Here is an 18,087-nt window from a genome sequence, read left to right on the forward strand (position 1 = left end):
ATGAATAAGGAGGAGTAAAAAATGGATAAAGAAGAATTATTTCATGAAATTGATAAGGCTATTGCAGGTAATGAAGAAGCCTTAGAAACATTAATTTTAAGTGTTCAAGATCTTGTTTTTAATTTATCATTAAGAATGTTAGGAACGTTTCACGATGCTCAGGATGCAACTCAAGAAATTTTATTAAAAGTCATTACACATCTTTCATCATTTCGTAAAGAAAGTGCTTTTTCAACATGGGTTTTTCGAATAGCAGTCAATCATCTTAAAAACTATAAGAAAAGTATGTTTGCATTACAGCCACTCAGTTTTGAATTTTATGCACAGGATATAGAACATCCCCAAGCTCATGATATTCCAGATTTGTCACAAGATATAGAAAAAGCATTACTAGCTGATGAGTTAAAAATGTCTTGTACAAATGTCTTATTGCAATGTTTAGATACAGAAAGTCGATGTATCTTTATTTTAGGAACAATGTTTAAGCTAGATAGTCGGATTGCTGGTGAAATTTTAGAAATGACACCTGCTGCTTATCGCCAAAAATTATCACGAACAAGAAAAAAAGTTTCTCAATTTTTAAAAGAATATTGTGGTGCTTATGGTCATGGCAATTGTTGTTGTGAAAGTCGCATTGATTATGCAATTCTTACTCAACGCTTAAATCCACAAAATCTTGAATACACAACAGCTCTTGCTAATAATCAAACATTATTAGATGTTAAAAATGCTATGGAAGAAGTTGATGATTTGGCAACAGACTTTCGTTTCCTTAAAATTTATCAATCGCCTGAAAAAACAAAAGATTTTATTCAAAAATTACTAAAATCAGATTCATTATCAACAATTCAGAATTCAAAAATGGAGGAATAAACATGACAACAGACAACATATTACAATACTTAATTAATTTAAGAGAAAATAATGAAAGAGAGTGGTATCATAGCCACAAAAAAGAATATCAACAGGCTCAAAAAGATTTTGAAGAACTTTTGCAGGAATTTATTTTAAGGATTAGTGAATTTGATAATAGTGTCGCTGATAAAAATCCTCATGATTTAACTTTTAAAATTGTGAGAGATACACGTTTTAGTCATGATAAATCTCCTTATAACCCCTCATTTCGTGCACATATTGGACCACTTGGGAAGCAACCTATTCCAGTAGGGTATTATATTATGATTAAGCCTGGTTCTTCTTTTTTAGGGGCAGGATTGTTTGCTGATATGTTTAAAGAGGCAACGACTTTAGTAAGAGATTATATTGTTGAGCATTCAGATGAATGGCAAGAAGTCATAAAATCATTAAATAATGAGTTCATTGTTGCAGGCAGTGCTTTAAAAAATGTTCCTAAAGGATATGATAAAGAACATCCTTGTGCTCAATATCTTCAATATAAATCATGGTATATTGAATATCCAATAGATGATGCTTTACTTAAAGATCCACAAGCATTTTTAGATTTAGCAATCGAAAAATTTAAACAAATGAAAAGATTAAATGATTTTTTAAATCAAGCTTTGATTGATTTTCAAATGCCTGAAAGAAAATAAAAAAAAGACTTACATCAATGAAAAATATATGATACATTAATGCGGTAATAAAAAAGTGTAAAAATACATTGGTGGAATTGGAAACGGTACATGTGCGCTCTCATGGTTATGAACAACACACATGTTTTTTTGCGCCCAAAATGAGGAGGATTTATGAAAAAATCAAAATTACATCAATTTATATTCACATGTGCAATGGCACTTGTCATGGTTTATGCAATGATTTGTTATAATATTGCTTTAAATATAGGGCATATGACAAATCAAATCTTTGTATTAGCTTTAGAGGAACTGGTTATCATGTGGCCCATTGCGATTGTCTTAGAATGGTTCTTTGTTGAAAAATTAGCTGTTTCCTTAGCAATGAAAAAAGTTGATCATCAAAAAGACAGTCAGCAATATATTAAACTGACAATTTGTTCAATGATTGTTTGCATCATGTGTCCAATTATGAGTTTTATCGCTACTTTGCTTTTTAAAGATGCTGGAATACAAATCATTGCTGTCTGGATAGAAACAACAGTTTTTAATTTTCCGATGGCTTTTGTTTGGCAAATCTTTTTTGGTGGGGCTTTCGTCCGTAAAATGGAGAGTTATTTTATTAGACAAATCGCTTGATTTGTCTAATTTTAGGATAGATATCATGAATTGTATATTGGCAAATATTTGATTTTATTCTATCGTTGCAATGGCCTATTGAATAGATGAAAATAACAATTAATGGAGAGTCATTAATAAGAGAGATAAGGACATATTTTATTCTTTTTCTCAAAGTGTTATTTTTCTTGAAATGTCAAAAAAATAGGAGTACACTATGAAAGAATAAAGGATAAAGTGAGGAGGGATTATTTTGGACAAAATTATTCAGGATATTGTTGCTGTAGATTTGGAGTATTCACAAAAGGTTGAAGAAGCGCGTAAGAAGAAACAAGATGTTCAAAGCAATATGAGCGCTAAGAAAAAAGAAATCTACGATTCTTTTGTAAAAGAGTATCAAGTAAAAATTGATGCCCATAAAAAAGAATTAGAAACAGAGATACAGGAAACAAAGGCCAAAAATGAACAAGAGTACAAAGAATCACTAAATCAGCTCTCTAGTCTTTACGAAAAGAATAAAGATGAGTGGGTATCTACCATTGTTAATCGTTGTAAAGAAATTTAGAGAAGAGGTGATCGTATGAGTTCTTTTTCATCAAATGCGATTCTTGCGAAAGCACGATCTATGTATTCACGTAGATTAACTGAGCAGAATTATGAAGAACTATTAAAAAGAAGAAGCATTAATGATTTGGTTGCCTATCTAAAAAGTGAAACGGCATACAGTGATATTCTTTCTGAATTAAAAGAAGTGAATGTTCACCGTGGTCAGTTAGAATCCTTATTAAATAAGGAAATATTCTTAAGATTAGATAGATTAATGAGATTTGCTTCTAAAAAAGAGTTGGAATTCTATCGATTAGGTGTTACAGAATTAGAGATACAATTAATTTTAACGAAAACCAGATTAATTGTTTCTGATTATTACACAGGGTATGAATTAGAAATTCCAGATTATTTAAGTAAATATGCAAGCTTTGATTTGTATGGTTTATTGGCTATTAATGATTATGATAGTTTATTAGTCGTTTTACGAGGAACAAAGTATTATAATGCATTATTAAAATATAAACCAGTTGATGATAAGCCACTGGATTCTAATATGTTAGAGTTAGAACTGAAACATATTTATTATGCAGAGTATGTTGATACAGTCAATAAATTATTTAAAGGAAAGAAACGTAAAGATTTATTAACAATGATCAATACCTCTATAGAGTTACAGAATATTACAAAAATATATCGTCTTAAAAAATATTTCAATGCAACACCTGAACAAATCAGAGAAACATTATATATGGAATATAGTCGTATTCCACGTAGTGTTATGTATGAATTGATTGAAACTAAGGATGCGAGTGAATTTTTAAAGAAATTAGCTGAGTCACCTTATAAATTATTTGTTGATGATAATGAATTTGTTTATATTGAGTATTATACTGAAAAAATTCAATATCATTTGGCTAAACGTTTTATGCGTTTTTCAACAGATAGTGCATTGGTATATATGACATATAGAATTGTATATCAGGTAGAAATTGATAATCTTAAACATATTATTGAAGGTTTAAGATATGGAGAAGCACCGAGTCAAATCGAATCGATGTTAATCTATTAGGGGGAAATGTTATGGCTATAGAAGAAATGGTATTATTGAATATGACTTTTGATCGTCATGATTTAGATCAAGTTTTATTTAAGTTAAAAGATTCAAAATACTTTTATCCTCAGTCTGCTTCAAAGATTGTCAATAACGTCAAAGGTGTACATGCTTTACAAGAAGATAATGTTTATACAATGATGTTAGATCGTTTGATTCAGATAGGATCTGATATGAAGTTAGATTTAAATCGTGATTTGGCTCCTGAATATACTTTAGATCATGGGAAAACAGATGAATATCTAAAGGGATTAGAAGAAGAAATCAAAAAGATAAAAGATATTCAAGATCAGTTAATAACTGAAAAACAGGAAAATGAAGTGACATTAGAAATGTTAAATCATTTATCTTTATCTGAAGTGAATTTAGATCAGTTAATGGAATGTCAGTATATGAAAGCAAGATTTGGTCGTTTTAAAAGACAAAATCTTGATAAGATTAAGTATTATGATGCTCGCCCATTTATATTTAATAAATTAGGTGAAGATCGTCATTATGTCTGGTGTTGTTATATTGTAACAAATAACTTACAGTTAGAAGTTGATAACATCTTCCAGGCGTTAGGGTTTGAAGAAATTTCTATTCCACCATTTGTACATGGAAAATTAGATGATGCAAAGAAGGAATTAGAACAAGAGATTCATGCAATGGAAGAATATATTTTACGTATGGATCAAAAAATGACAATTTTAAGAGAAACACATAAAGTCGATTTGTTGAAAGTTTATTCAACAGCTTACTTCTTACAAAGAATTGAAGCTTACAAAGTCTTTGTTGTGGATTATCAGAGTAAATGTGCAATTTATGGATTTATTCCAACACGTCAGCTTGAAGAATTTAAAAAGCATCTTTCAAGTATTACAAGTATGGAATATCAGAATTTGCCTGCTGATATCTTAGATCATCAGGAAGTTGTGGCACCAACAGTTGTGCATAATGCAAAAATTGTCAAACCATTTGAAGTCGTGAGTAAAGTAAAACAATCTGATGTTATTGATACAACGATAGCATTTGCATTTCTTTATTATGCAGTCTTCATTATCTTTTTGGGGGATTTAGGAGTTGGAGCAGTGCTCGTCTTGCTTGGACTTCTTACAAGAAAGAAGAAAATGGGATCATTACTTCTTTCACTTGGTATAGCAACCGCAATTGGTGGATTGATTTATGGTGATGTTTTCTATACAATCAATCTTTATCCAGCAATAGCGTTACCACTATCAGTTGTTTATAAACTACTTGATGGTTTTGTTCTTTTAATTGCAGGAACATATACGATAAATGCATTTAAGAAAATGTATTTACAGAATTCTACAGTTGAAAGAGTTCTCTCAATGAAGGGAATTTGTGGTTTGATTGTTGTTTATGCATTGCTTGTTTATTTGGGATGTGCATTTGAAGCACACTTAAACTTGCCGATCATGCCATTCGCTATTGTGATCGTTGCTTGCCTTGTATTGGTTTTGGTTAAATCAATCATGAAAAAAAGATCAGCACATTAAGGAAGGGAGAAACATATGGCAATAGCAAAATTGAAGCTACTAGAAATTGAGTTTCCAGCAGAACAATATGATGCCGTATTGATGAAACTTATCAATACTAAGGATTTTCATCCAGAGTTAGCTTCGAAATTTGCAGATTCTGTACAAGGGTTATCAGTCTTAAATCGGGAAAATCCGTATGCTGATTTGATCGCACGTATGGAAGAAGCAAGAGACAATTATCATTTAGAATTAAAAAATATAAATGTTGATAGTACAAGAATTAATATCATTCAGGCTGATACATTCTTTTGTAATGTATTAGAACAAGTATCTAAGATTGAGAAGGTGAAAGAAGATCTTCAAAATATGATTGAAGAAAATGAAGCAACAATTTCTCAATTAGAGCATATGATTGATGCAAAACTTGATTTTGATAAATTATTTAGTTGTAAATATCTACAAATTCGTTTTGGTAGAATTCCAACTGTTAATTTAGATAAATTACAATATTATGGAGCCCAAGAATTCTTATTTATGACTCTTCATAAAGGGACAAAAGAAACATATTGTGGTTATATTACAACCCAAAGTAAAGCTCCTGAAATTGATAACATCTTCTCTTCATTGTATTTTGAAAGAATTCATATTCCAGAGTTTGTTCATGGAACACCTCAGGAAGCGTTACAGGTTTTAAAAGAAGAAGATGAAACAGCAAGAGAATATTTGAAAGTTCTTAATGAAAGAATTCAAAAATTATTTGCTGATAACGTAGATGAAATGAATCATATTTATTCTGTTTCAAAGAAATTGAATGAAACATATGATGCTCAAAAATACGTTGTTGTTTTTGGAAAAAATGCTGCTGTTTATGGCTTTGCTGAAGAAAAAACAGCGAAAGAGATAAAAGCAGATTTTGAAACATTGGAAGATGTTCATGTTGAATTAAAACCAGCAATGGGAGATTCACGTTTAACACCACCTACAAAATTAAAGAATAATTGGTTCTCAAGACCATTTAAGATGTTTGTGGAAATGTATGGTGTTCCATCTTATACAGATTTTGATCCGACTAATTTAGTAGCCATTAGTTATACTTTCTTATTTGGTATGATGTTTGGAGATATTGGACAAGGAATTGTTTTATCATTAGTTGGTTATTTCTTCTATAAGTGGAAAGGTATGCAATTAGGTGCTGTTGGAATGCGTTTGGGTATTTCAAGTACTTTGTTTGGAATTGTTTTTGGATCATTCTTTGGAAGTGAAGAAATTTTCCATCCAATATTTGTGCCAATGGAATCTGAAAATACAATGCCATTATTAATGGTTGCGATTGCAACAGGAGTTATTCTGATTATTATTTCGATTGTATTTAATATCGTTTTAAACTTTAAGAAGAAACGCTGGGGAGATTTATTATTCTCTCAAAATGGTGTGGCTGGACTTGTTTTCTATGTATCTGTTCTACTGATGGTGGCTAATATGTTAGTTGGTTTAGATTTACCATTAGGTGGACCAGTATATATTGTCTTACTGATTGCAATGCCAGTGGTGATGATATTCTTAAAAGAACCATTGACACATAAATTAGAAGGTGAAAAGATGTTCCCACATGGTTTTGGAGCATTCTTTACTGAAGCTTTCTTTGAATTGTTTGAAGTTATGTTGACATTTATTGCCAATACAATGTCATTCTTGCGTGTTGGAGGATTTGTTTTATCACATGCTGGGATGATGATGGTTGTTTATACATTAGCTAAGATGGTTAATGGTGGTGTAGAGTCATTAACACTTGCTTATTTGTTAGTTGTTATCATCGGTAATATCTTCGTTATGTGTTTGGAAGGTATGATTGTTGGTATCCAAGTTTTACGTCTTGAGTTCTACGAAATGTTCTCACGTTATTATGAAGGAAAAGGGAAACCTTTTGTATCTATTAAATAAAAAAATAAAAATTATATTTGGAGGAATTATATTATGAATTTATTAATGTTTATTTTACCTGCTATTGCTGTTGTTTTATTGTCATTACCTTTAGTGAAGATGTTCACTACTAAAGTGAGTAAAGAAAGTGCAAAATGGCGTTTATTAACTCATGTTGGTGGATTCTTTGGAGCTGTTGCTTTAACTTTCTGTTTATCAATGAGTTCAGCATTTGCTGCTGATGCTGCAATCGCTGGAACATTAGCTCAAGGTTTAGGATTTATTGCTGCTGCTTTATCAACTGGATGTTCTGCATTAGGTGCTGGTATTGCCGTAGCTGCTGCTGCACCTGCTGCAATTGGAGCATTCTCTGAAAATGATAACAACTTTGGTAAAGCATTAATCTTCGTTGCCTTAGGTGAAGGGGTTGCCATTTACGGATTATTAATTTCTATCTTAATTATTAACGGTTTATAATACGAAAAGAAAGGTCTGATTATATGAAATTTTTCTTAATCAGCGATAATATTGATACATTGATGGGGCTAAGATTGGTTGGTATTGAAGGGGTTGTTGTTCATACCAGAAGAGATTTTCTGGAAGTTCTTCAAACAAAAATGAAAGATTCTTCAATAGCGATTATCTTAGTCACGACAAAGTTAGTCGATATGTGTCCAGATATTATATCTGAAATTAAATTAAAACAACAAAAACCTTTGATTACGGAAATACCTGACCGTCATGGAAATTCTAAGATTGGTGAAACAATTGATGGTTATGTATCAGAAGCAATCGGAGTGAAACTATAGGAGAGAAAGATTATGCAGAATATTGATCAAGTATTTCTCTATATGAAAGATGAAATTGAAAGACAAGCAAAGAATGAAGAGAAATCTATTCTTGATGAAGTCAAATCACTAGAAGATGAAGCTTATGAATCTATGAGAGCTGAAGCGAAAAGAGATGCTGATTTGAAATTAAAACAAGAAGAAGAGGAAATGAGTTCTAATGCTTCTGCTGAAATTTCTGAAAGTCATATTGAAAGAACTAAGAAATTAATTGAAAAAAGAGATGAGTATGTCAAAACAATTTTTGATGAAGCAAAAAAGAAATTATTAGCTTTTGCAGATAGTCAAGACTATGCATCTTTTATGGAAGCAAAAATAAAGAAAGTTGCACCTAACTTTGAAGGGACGCATGCAGTTATGTATGTCGCTAAAAAAGATTTATCTATGGAAAAAGCTTTAACAAAAGCTTTTGGACATGAGATTAAAGTTGAAGCAAGTGATGAAATTGTCATTGGTGGATTTATGATTGAAGATAAAGAATCTTCATTAGTCGTTGATGAAACTTTGGATTTTGCTTTAAATAATCAAAAAGAATGGTTCAATAAAAATTCTGGATTAATTATAAAATAAAAACATGGGGGATTTGAAAATGAATGAAAATGTAATCTATTCAATCAATGGTCCCGTTGTTACAGTGAAAGATACTGATGCCTTTTCGATGTTAGAAATGGTTTATGTTGGAAATGCTAGATTGATAGGGGAAGTTATCTCTATCAAAAAAGAATTTACAACAATCCAAGTCTATGAAACGACAACAGGATTAAAACCAGGAGAACCTGTTTATGCAACAGGACAACCTATTTCTGTAACTCTTGGACCTGGTATTTTAAGAAATATTTTTGATGGGATTGAAAGACCCCTAGAAGAAATAGCAAAGGAATCTGGATCATTTATTCCAACAGGTAGTCATGTTGACCCTCTTGATAAGAATAAATTATGGGATGTCACAATGGTTGCTAAAGTCGGTGATCAAGTGAAAGGTGGAGATATTTATGCCACTATTCCTGAAACTGATTTAATTACTCATAAATGTATGGTTTCACCATATACAAAAGGGAAAGTTATTGAAGTTGCACCAAATGGTCAATATAAGATTGATGATGTTGTGATGAAGATTGAGGATGAAGAAGGAAAGATTATTGAATGTACTTTAACTCAAAAATGGCCAATTAAACAATCTCGTCCAGTTACAAAACGTTTACCTATTTCAATGCCACTTGTGACTGGGCAACGTGTTATTGATACATTGTTCCCAATTGCAAAAGGTGGAACAGCAGCTATTCCTGGTGGATTTGGAACTGGGAAAACAATGACTCAGCACCAGTTAGCAAAATGGTGTGATGCTGATATTATCGTTTATGTTGGTTGTGGAGAACGTGGAAATGAAATGACACAAGTTCTTGAAGAGTTTAGAGAATTGATTGACCCTAAGTCAAACAAACCTTTAACAGATAGAACTGTCTTAATTGCCAACACTTCTAACATGCCAGTTGCAGCTCGTGAAGCTTCTATTTATACAGGTGTTACACTTGCTGAATATTATCGTGATATGGGATATCATGTTGCGATTATGGCTGACTCAACTTCTCGTTGGGCAGAAGCATTACGTGAAATCTCTGGACGTTTGGAAGAAATGCCTGCCGAAGAAGGTTTCCCTGCATATCTCCCTTCACGTTTATCTCAATTCTATGAACGTGCTGGATATATGGATAATTTAAATGGTACAAAAGGTTCTGTAACAATTATCGGAGCTGTTTCTCCTCAAGGGGCAGACTTCTCTGAACCAGTTACTCAAAATACAAAACGTTTCGTTCGTACATTCTGGGCATTAGATAAAGCATTAGCTTATGCACGTCACTATTTTGCGATTAACTGGAATCAAAGTTACAGTGAATATATTCCTGATCTAGAAAGATGGTTCAATAAAAATGTTGATCCTAAGTTCTTAAGAGATCGTCAGGAATTAGCAAGTATTCTTGCTGAAGAAACAAAATTAATGGAAATCGTTAAGTTAATGGGGTCTGATGTTTTACCTGATGATCAAAAATTAATTATCGAGGTAGCTAAACTTGTTCGTGTTGGTTATTTACAACAAAATGCTTTCCATCCTGATGATACTTATGTTCCACTTGAAAAACAGTTAAAAATGATGGAAGTTATTTTATATATGTATAAACGTGGAAAAGAAGTTGTTAATGCTGGAAAACCAATTCGTTTGATTTTGGAAACAGGTATTTTTGATAAGGTTGTTAAAATGAAATATGATGTTCCAAATAATAATTTAGCTTTGTTTGATGATTATTATAAGGAAATTGATGAAGCAGTTGCATCTATAGACTAAAGGAGGAAAAAGTTATGAGTCTTCAATATGTAGGTTTGAATGAAATTAACGGTCCATTAGTCGTATTAGATCATGTCAAAGATGCTTCATACGACGAAATGGTTGAATTACAATGTAAAGATGGTTCTACTCGTTTAGGACGTATTGTTCAAATTGAAGGAGAAAGAGTTGTTGTTCAGGTATTTGAAGGAACAAACTCACTATCTTTAGCAAATACAAAAACAAGATTATTAGGTCATCCAATGGAGTTACCAGTTTCTAGAGAAATCTTAGGTCGTGTTTTCTCTGGGGCTGGAAAGCCAATTGATGGACTTGGTGAAATTTATGCTGAAAAATCAATGGATATTAATGGTTTGCCATTGAATCCAGTAGCACGTGTTTATCCACGTAACTATATCAATACAGGAATTTCGTCTATTGACTGTTTGACAACATTGATTCGTGGTCAAAAATTACCTATCTTCTCAGGTTCAGGTTTACCACATAATCAATTAGCTGTTCAAATTGTTAAGCAGGCAAAAGTTGCTGATGATGAAGGTAAAGGATTCGGGGTTGTTTTTGCCGCTATGGGTGTTACAAACGATGTTGCTGAATACTTTAGACGTTCATTTGAAGAAGCAGGGGTTATGCAAAGAGTTGTTATGTTCCTTAACTTATCAAATGACCCTATTATTGAACGTATCTTAACACCAAGATGTGCTTTAACAGCTGCTGAATATTTAGCATTTGAACATGATATGCATATCTTAGTTATTTATACTGACGTCACTTCTTATTGTGAAGCATTGCGTGAATTCTCTTCAAGTAAAGGAGAAATTCCTGGACGTAAAGGATATCCTGGATATCTTTATTCAGATTTAGCTTCTTTATATGAAAGAGCTGGAATTGCCAAATCAGCAAATGGTTCTGTTACACAAATTCCTATTTTGACAATGCCTAACAATGATATTACGCATCCAGTTCCTGACTTAACTGGATATATTACGGAAGGACAAATTACACTTGATTCTGAATTGAATGCAATGGGTATTTATCCACCAGTAAGTGTTTTACCATCATTATCACGTTTAATGAAAGACGGTATTGGTGAAGGATTTACAAGAGCTGATCATTCATCTGTTTCTAACCAATTATTTGCTGCTTATGCACATGTGCAAGATGTTAAATCATTAACATCAGTTATTGGTGAAGACGAATTATCTGCAGTTGATAAGAAGTATATGGAATTTGGTCGTTTGTTTGAAAAATTCTTTATTAATCAAGGATTTAATACAAATAGATCTATTGAAGAAACACTTGATTTAGGATGGACATTATTATCTGTACTTCCTAAAGGTGAATTAGACCGTATTGATAATGCTGTATTAGAACAATTCTATGATCATGAAAAAGCCGTAGCTCAATTTGGTCTTCTAGAAGATGGTCAAATCAAAGAGTTACAACAGGCAGTAGACAATGGCTAATCAAGTCTTTCCGACAAAGGGAAATCTGATTGCTACCAAAAAGTCATTGGAACTAGCATATCTAGGATATGACTTGATGGATAAAAAAAGAAATGTTCTAATCAAAGAAATGATGGGTTTATTAGATGATGTCAAGATGATTAGAGATGATATCACTGATTCTTATGAAAAAGCATATTATGCACTTCAAGAAGCAAATATGTCTTTAGGAATTATCAGTGATATTGTAGAAGCTGTTCCTATTGATGAAGGAATTAGTGTGACTTATCGAAGTGTTATGGGAGTAGAAATTCCTAAAGTCACTTATGAAAAGACACCTCTTCGTTTAGGTTATGGTTTTGAAAGAGCAAACTCGAAAGTAGATTATGCTTATCGTTGCTTCTACCATGTTAAAGAGCTTACTGTTAAACTTGCTGAAATAGAAAATGCTGTTTATCGTTTAGCAAATGCCATTCGTAAAACACAAAAAAGAGCCAATGCGCTAAAAAATATTTCTATTCCTGATTTTGAAGCGACAGTAAAATTTATTAGTGAAGCTTTAGATGAAAAAGACAGAGAAGAGTTCTCACGTCAAAAAGTCATTAAAACTCAAAAAGATAAACAAGAAAGTTTAAAGAAACAAGGTTCTGCTTAGAATCTTGTTTTTTTGTTTTATCACAAAAAAGTTATAACAAGATATATACAAAGTATCCTTGTTGCATTGTTTGTTTTAGTAATTATTTCATATAAGTTTAAATTATTTAGATTAATAATTTTATGATAACATCCTAAATTTAATGGATGAAATAAAACAAACAGTTAATTTTAAAACGGTGAAAACATGTTGAAAAACAAGGTAGTGAGTAAAAGTAAAATATGGAAGAGGATTAATTAAAGAGTTATTGATGATAGAAAATAATGAAGCCAAACAATTTTATAATCATGGATGTATTAAATCTAATTGGAATATATAGTTTTGTCTTCCGACAAAAAAGAATAATAATTGAAGATAATGATTTCTGTACAGATTTTTTATAATTATGTTTTGTAATTATAGATTTGAAAATAGGAAAAATTACACATCAGTATTTAGGATAAATGCAGATGTATTCATCATCAATTGAACTATTGGTAAAAGAACTCAATAAAAAATATTAGGAATTACTGACAAAAAGATAAGATAATTTTTCTTATCTTTTTTAGAAATTACTTTCAAAAATGAATAAAAATCAAGTAGTGACAAAGAAAAAGTGAAAGTAATTTCTAAAACCTCCTAAATACTTGTCAATCATTAAAATTGCCAGTAAATTGATATCAGAGGAGGAAAAAAGATGAAAGAATTTCAAAATAATCTTATTGTATCATGTCAAGCATTAGAGGATGAGCCATTGCATTCATCATTTATTATGTCCAAGATGGCACTAGCGGCTCAAATGGGTGGAGCTAAAGGAATACGTGCTAACACTGTAGCAGATATTCATGCAATTAAACAAGAAGTTAATCTCCCTATTATAGGTATCATTAAACAAGATTATAAAGGAACAGATATCTATATCACACCAACTATGAAGGAAGTCGACGCCTTGGTAGCGGAAGGAGTTAGTATTATTGCAATGGATGCAACGAAGCAGTTTCGTTTAAATCATCAAAGTCTAGATGAGTTTTTTAAAGAGGTTAAAGATAAATATCCTCATCAATTATTTATGGCTGATTGTTCTACAGTTGATGAAGCTATACATGCAGATGAACTAGGTTTTGATTTTATAGGAACTACGCTTGTGGGGTATACACCACAAAGTTATGGTCATAAAATCGAAGCTGATGATTTTAAGATTATCAAAGATATCATTTCTTCGGTTCAACACCCTGTTATTGGGGAGGGGAATATTGATACTCCTTTAAAAGTAAAAAGAGCTTTGGAATTAGGTTGTTATAGTGTGGTTGTTGGTTCAATGATTACAAGACCGCAAGTCATTACAAAAAGATTTGTAGATGAAATAAAGAAGGAGAGGTAAAAAATATGATGGATAAAATTTCAAATTTATTATTGCCAATTGCTGAAAAATTATCAAAAAATAGATATTTAGCAGCAATTAGAGATGGCTTCATTTCAATTATGCCATTAGTGATTACAGCATCGTTGTTTACACTTATTAATAGTGTATTTGTAGGAGAAGGGCATTATTTAGATAAATGGTTTGGGTTGCCATGTAGTGGCTTTGCTCAATTAGGAAGTGTCATTGGTTCAGCATCAATGTCAGTTATGGCTATATTATTGACATTTACAACTGCCAAAGCACTGGCAAAAAACTATAAAATGGATACATCTATTGCCGGAACAATGTCAGTTGTTTGTTTCTTATGTCTAACACCATTTGTTGCTGATGCAACAATAGGTGAATATGTGACAACTTATTATTTAGGAGCAGCAGGAATGTTTACAGCATTCTTATCAGCTTTATTATCAGTTGAAGTTCTTCGTTTCTTGATGGGATTTAAAACTTTGATTATCAAAATGCCCGAAAGTGTTCCAACAGGTATTGCCAGATCATTTAATTCAATTATTCCAGTTGCCTTGACAGTTATTATTTTTGCGATTGTAAGAATAGCGACTGATGCAATGGGAGCACCATTGAACGATTTGATTTTTACTTGGATACAAACACCATTTACAGCTATTGTTTCATCACCGATAGGATTGATTATTATCTATGTATTATATATGCTGTTATGGGGCTTTGGAATTCATTCAGCGTATATCTTCAATCCAATCTTAGAACCTATCTATTTAGCAAGCTTATCACTCAATATAAATGCAATTAATGCAAATGAAGCTGCTACACAGATGATTACAAAACCATTCTTAGATTCAGTTGCGTTTATGGGTGGAGCAGGTAATATGTTAGCACTTGTGATCGCGATATTCCTTGTTTCTAAAAGAGATGATTATAAAGTGATAGGAAAACTTGGACTTGTTCCAGCATTATTTAATATTTCTGAACCTTTAATGTTTGGATTACCTGTTGTTATGAATCCAATTCTTATTATTCCTATGATTGGAGCAACATTGGCAGGTCTTGGTATTGGTGCACTAGCGACTCAAATTGGTATTATGGCGCATACTTATGTTCTTATTCCATGGACAACCCCACCAGTTATTAGTGCCTTTCTAGCAACTGGCGGAGATATTATGTCAGGAGTTGTAGGGTTGGTTATTTTAATTGTTTCTGTGTTTATATACATCCCATTTGTCAAAGTTATGAATAAAGAAAGTGTTGAAAAGATTGAAGAATAAAGTTGTTGTTTTTGATCTAGATGGGACACTGTTAGATAGTCAAAATCAAATTATTGGAGGTATTGAGACATTAAATTGTCTTGATACACTTCAGCGAGCGGGATGTACACTTGCTATCTGTACAGGCAGATTAGATCATGACATTATTATGATTGATCAGAAATATCATTTAAATATTGAGGAAAGAATATCGCAAAATGGTGCAGTCATCAATACAAGGAATCATTGTGAAGCGACTCTTTTGGATAAGCAAGAAGCACTTCATATATATGATCATATTAAAAATTTAGAGATCCGCATTGAGTTAAATACGATCTCTAATCGTTACTGGAAAACCAAAAGAGATCCACTCTTTCCAAAGGAACTCTATGATTCACATATTCTTTATAGTGATTTTAAGAATATTATTTTATACCAGCCAGCTATTTTGTTTTTAATAGTTGGTGAAAAGGAAATCTTAAGTGATATTGCTGAATATATCAATTCTCATTATAAAATGACAAAAGCTGTTATGACATCTGAAACATCACTTGAAATTATGCATATTTCTGCTTCTAAAGGACATGCAGTTGAATGTCTTTATGCAGATCAATATGTATATGCTATTGGAGATTCTCCAAATGATTTTGATATGTTTTTAATTGCTGATAAAGGATATCTTGTATCAGATAAAGAATGTTCATATTCATGTATACGAAAAGCAAATATCTTAGAATCATTAAAAGAAATTATATCTCAAATAGAATAATGGGGGAAGATGTATGAAAACATTACTAATACCTTTAGATGAAAGACCATGCAATTATAATTTCCCACAAATGATAGTTTCTTCAAAAGCGGAAATAGAATTATGTATTCCTTCTCAAACTCTTTTAGGTGATAAAAAGAAACCAGCCAATACAAATATGATTTCTCGCTTTTTAAAAGAACATGCTAGTGGATGTGATAATGTAATTATTTCAATCGATATGCTTATTTATGGAGGATTGATCCCATCACGTTTACATCATTGTACAAAAGAAGATGCTATGCAAAGATTAAAGGTGATTCAAGATATAAAGAAAACATATCCAAATATCAAAATATATGCTTTTCATTGTATTATGAGAGCACCTAGTTATAACTCTAGTGAAGAAGAACCTGACTATTATGAAAAATATGGTTATGACTTGTTTAGAAGAGCATATCTCACCAATTATAAAGAAAGACATGGCTTAACAGATGAGCAACAAACAGAGTTAAATCAGATTTGTATTCCTCTAGATATTATAGAAGATTATGAAAAACGTAGAGATTTTAATACAATGATGAATTTAGAAGTTATTGAATACTTAGCAAAAGGGTATATAGATTTCTTAGTCATTCCTCAAGATGATTCATCACCATATGGATATACGGCTATTTCTCAAAAACGTGTTGTTGAGGAAGTGAAAGCAAAACATCTAGAACAAAAAGTTATGATTTATCCAGGGGCTGATGAAGTCGCTATGTCACTTTTAGCACGTGCTTATCATGAATATATCAATATTGAACCAAAAGTGTATCCATTTTATGCATCAGTTTTAGGTCCTACTTTAATTCCAAAATATGAAGATCGACCAATGTTAGAGAGTCTTAAATCACATATTCGTGTGTGTAAAGCAAAAATTGTTCAGAATGTCCAAGATGCAGATATTATACTTGCTATTAACGCGCCAGGAAAAGTGATGCAGGAAGCCTTTATTGATAAAAGTGAGCAAGATATAAGTTATACGAGCTATCGCCAATTGCTAGATTTTGCATATCAGATTCAAGATTATGTTCATTTGGGTTATCAAGTTGCTTTATGTGATAGTGCCTTTAGCAATGGTGGAGACTATGAGTTGATTCAATATCTAGATGATCTTGATGTTTTAGAAAAACTGATCAGCTATGCTGGGTGGAATACAAATTGTAATTCTCTAGGCACTTGTTTATCACAAGCGTTTCTTAGTCAAAAACAAAATTATTTTCATTTGTGTTATCGTCTTATTGAAGATGTATTCTATCAGTCTCTTGTTAGAAAAGAAGTTATAGATAAAGATTTGATAGAATTAGGATTATCTTATTATGATTTTAAAAATAAACAAAATGATGTAGAGGATATTATTAAAGAAAAACTTCAAACTTATTATAACTCCCTTAAAATAAGTCAAAAATATCCAACAACAATTGTAAAAATCAATATGCCTTGGCATAGAATGTTTGAAATAGGTATGGAAATAGTGGTGAATAAGAATGCGTGAGAAAATGTTATATAATCCTTGTTTTTATCAATTAAGAGAAGGACAATTAAAAAGAATGTTAACAATTATCAAACAAACTCAAAATGCTTATCAAAATGGTGTTGTTTTCTTTGGGGATTCAATTACTGAGATGTATGATTTAGAAAAATATTATTCTGATATAGAATTGAAATATAATTGTGGAATTGGTGGTGCGATTTCTGAAGAATTATTGTGGATAGTAGATGAAGCTGTTATCAAATATAATCCTAAAGTTGTTGTGCTTATGATTGGGATTAATGATTTAGGAAATACAGTTATGTTATCGCCTAAACAAATTGCAGTTAATGTGAAAAATATTATTGATGTTATTCGTGGAAATTGTCCTAATACACATATTGTATTATTATCTACATTACCTTGTCGAGAAGAATTGAGAAGTTATCATCAGGTCCCAGGTATTCGTTGCAATGATCTTGTTGAAATGATATATTCTCAATATTTAGAATTGATTACAGATTCTCAAACAACATTAGTCAATATATTTGATAATTTTGTAGATGAACGAAAGAATGCTATAATGCAATACTATAGTGATGGGTTACATTTGAATGATAAAGGGTATAAAAAGTTAACCGAACTTATTAAACCTATTATAGATAAATTGATTTAAGGAAACATCTGTTTCCTTTTTGTGATATAATGAC

18 protein-coding genes are annotated in these 18,087 nt (G+C 31.5%); all 18 read left to right on the plus strand.

What is annotated here, in order from left to right:
- Window positions 1–21: 21 nt before the first annotated feature.
- Window positions 22–873: an RNA polymerase sigma factor gene (locus tag BN1865_RS14285; RefSeq protein WP_050637939.1), complete on the plus strand. Its 852-nt coding sequence runs from the start codon at window positions 22–24 to the stop codon at window positions 871–873.
- 2 nt (window positions 874–875) lie between these two features.
- Window positions 876–1,553 (plus strand): DUF2461 domain-containing protein, encoded by a 678-nt coding sequence (locus BN1865_RS14290; protein ID WP_050637940.1) that lies wholly within the window; start codon window positions 876–878, stop codon window positions 1,551–1,553.
- 153 nt (window positions 1,554–1,706) lie between these two features.
- A complete protein-coding gene (locus BN1865_RS14295) occupies window positions 1,707–2,171 on the plus strand; it encodes a DUF2798 domain-containing protein (RefSeq protein WP_050637941.1) in 465 nt (154 codons plus the stop codon).
- 232 nt (window positions 2,172–2,403) lie between these two features.
- Window positions 2,404–2,715, plus strand: a complete 312-nt coding sequence (locus BN1865_RS14300; protein WP_050637942.1) for a hypothetical protein — start codon at window positions 2,404–2,406, stop codon at window positions 2,713–2,715.
- A gap of 15 nt (window positions 2,716–2,730) precedes the next feature.
- Window positions 2,731–3,768: a V0D/AC39 family V-type ATPase subunit gene (locus BN1865_RS14305; protein ID WP_050637943.1), complete on the plus strand. Its 1,038-nt coding sequence runs from the start codon at window positions 2,731–2,733 to the stop codon at window positions 3,766–3,768.
- 11 nt (window positions 3,769–3,779) lie between these two features.
- Window positions 3,780–5,309 (plus strand): V-type ATP synthase subunit I, encoded by a 1,530-nt coding sequence (locus tag BN1865_RS14310; RefSeq protein WP_050637944.1) that lies wholly within the window; start codon window positions 3,780–3,782, stop codon window positions 5,307–5,309.
- 15 nt (window positions 5,310–5,324) lie between these two features.
- Window positions 5,325–7,232 carry a V-type ATP synthase subunit I gene (locus BN1865_RS14315; protein ID WP_050637945.1) on the plus strand — a complete coding sequence of 636 codons (1,908 nt, stop codon included), beginning with the start codon at window positions 5,325–5,327 and terminating at the stop codon, window positions 7,230–7,232.
- Window positions 7,233–7,265: 33 nt separating this feature from the next.
- Window positions 7,266–7,688 (plus strand): ATP synthase subunit C, encoded by a 423-nt coding sequence (locus tag BN1865_RS14320; RefSeq protein ID WP_050637946.1) that lies wholly within the window; start codon window positions 7,266–7,268, stop codon window positions 7,686–7,688.
- A 23-nt stretch (window positions 7,689–7,711) separates the two neighbouring features.
- The gene (locus BN1865_RS14325) at window positions 7,712–8,020 is read left to right on the plus strand and encodes a V-type ATP synthase subunit F (protein WP_050637947.1); all 309 of its coding nucleotides are present in this window, start codon (window positions 7,712–7,714) and stop codon (window positions 8,018–8,020) included.
- A 12-nt stretch (window positions 8,021–8,032) separates the two neighbouring features.
- A complete protein-coding gene (locus BN1865_RS14330) occupies window positions 8,033–8,629 on the plus strand; it encodes a V-type ATP synthase subunit E (RefSeq protein WP_050637948.1) in 597 nt (198 codons plus the stop codon).
- Window positions 8,630–8,648: 19 nt separating this feature from the next.
- On the plus strand, window positions 8,649–10,400 hold the full coding sequence (locus tag BN1865_RS14335) for a V-type ATP synthase subunit A (protein WP_050637949.1): 1,752 nt from the start codon (window positions 8,649–8,651) through the stop codon (window positions 10,398–10,400).
- 14 nt (window positions 10,401–10,414) lie between these two features.
- Window positions 10,415–11,863: a V-type ATP synthase subunit B gene (locus tag BN1865_RS14340; protein WP_050637950.1), complete on the plus strand. Its 1,449-nt coding sequence runs from the start codon at window positions 10,415–10,417 to the stop codon at window positions 11,861–11,863.
- Window positions 11,856–12,497: a V-type ATP synthase subunit D gene (locus tag BN1865_RS14345; protein WP_050637951.1), complete on the plus strand. Its 642-nt coding sequence runs from the start codon at window positions 11,856–11,858 to the stop codon at window positions 12,495–12,497. Before BN1865_RS14340 ends, BN1865_RS14345 begins: the two co-directional genes overlap by 8 nt.
- 676 nt (window positions 12,498–13,173) lie before the next feature.
- Window positions 13,174–13,857 (plus strand): N-acetylmannosamine-6-phosphate 2-epimerase, encoded by a 684-nt coding sequence (locus BN1865_RS14350; protein WP_050637952.1) that lies wholly within the window; start codon window positions 13,174–13,176, stop codon window positions 13,855–13,857.
- A 5-nt stretch (window positions 13,858–13,862) separates the two neighbouring features.
- The gene (locus BN1865_RS14355) at window positions 13,863–15,137 is read left to right on the plus strand and encodes a PTS sugar transporter subunit IIC (protein WP_050637953.1); all 1,275 of its coding nucleotides are present in this window, start codon (window positions 13,863–13,865) and stop codon (window positions 15,135–15,137) included.
- Window positions 15,127–15,885 carry an HAD-IIB family hydrolase gene (locus tag BN1865_RS14360; protein WP_050637954.1) on the plus strand — a complete coding sequence of 253 codons (759 nt, stop codon included), beginning with the start codon at window positions 15,127–15,129 and terminating at the stop codon, window positions 15,883–15,885. Before BN1865_RS14355 ends, BN1865_RS14360 begins: the two co-directional genes overlap by 11 nt.
- A gap of 13 nt (window positions 15,886–15,898) precedes the next feature.
- A complete protein-coding gene (locus tag BN1865_RS14365; RefSeq protein ID WP_050637955.1) occupies window positions 15,899–17,401 on the plus strand; it encodes a DUF4127 family protein in 1,503 nt (500 codons plus the stop codon).
- Window positions 17,394–18,053: an SGNH/GDSL hydrolase family protein gene (locus tag BN1865_RS14370; RefSeq protein WP_050637956.1), complete on the plus strand. Its 660-nt coding sequence runs from the start codon at window positions 17,394–17,396 to the stop codon at window positions 18,051–18,053. Before BN1865_RS14365 ends, BN1865_RS14370 begins: the two co-directional genes overlap by 8 nt.
- Window positions 18,054–18,087: the final 34 nt, after the last annotated feature.

The organism is Candidatus Stoquefichus sp. SB1 (assembly GCF_001244545.1).
In the GTDB taxonomy this organism is placed as follows: Bacteria; Bacillota_I; Bacilli_A; order Erysipelotrichales; family Coprobacillaceae; genus Stoquefichus.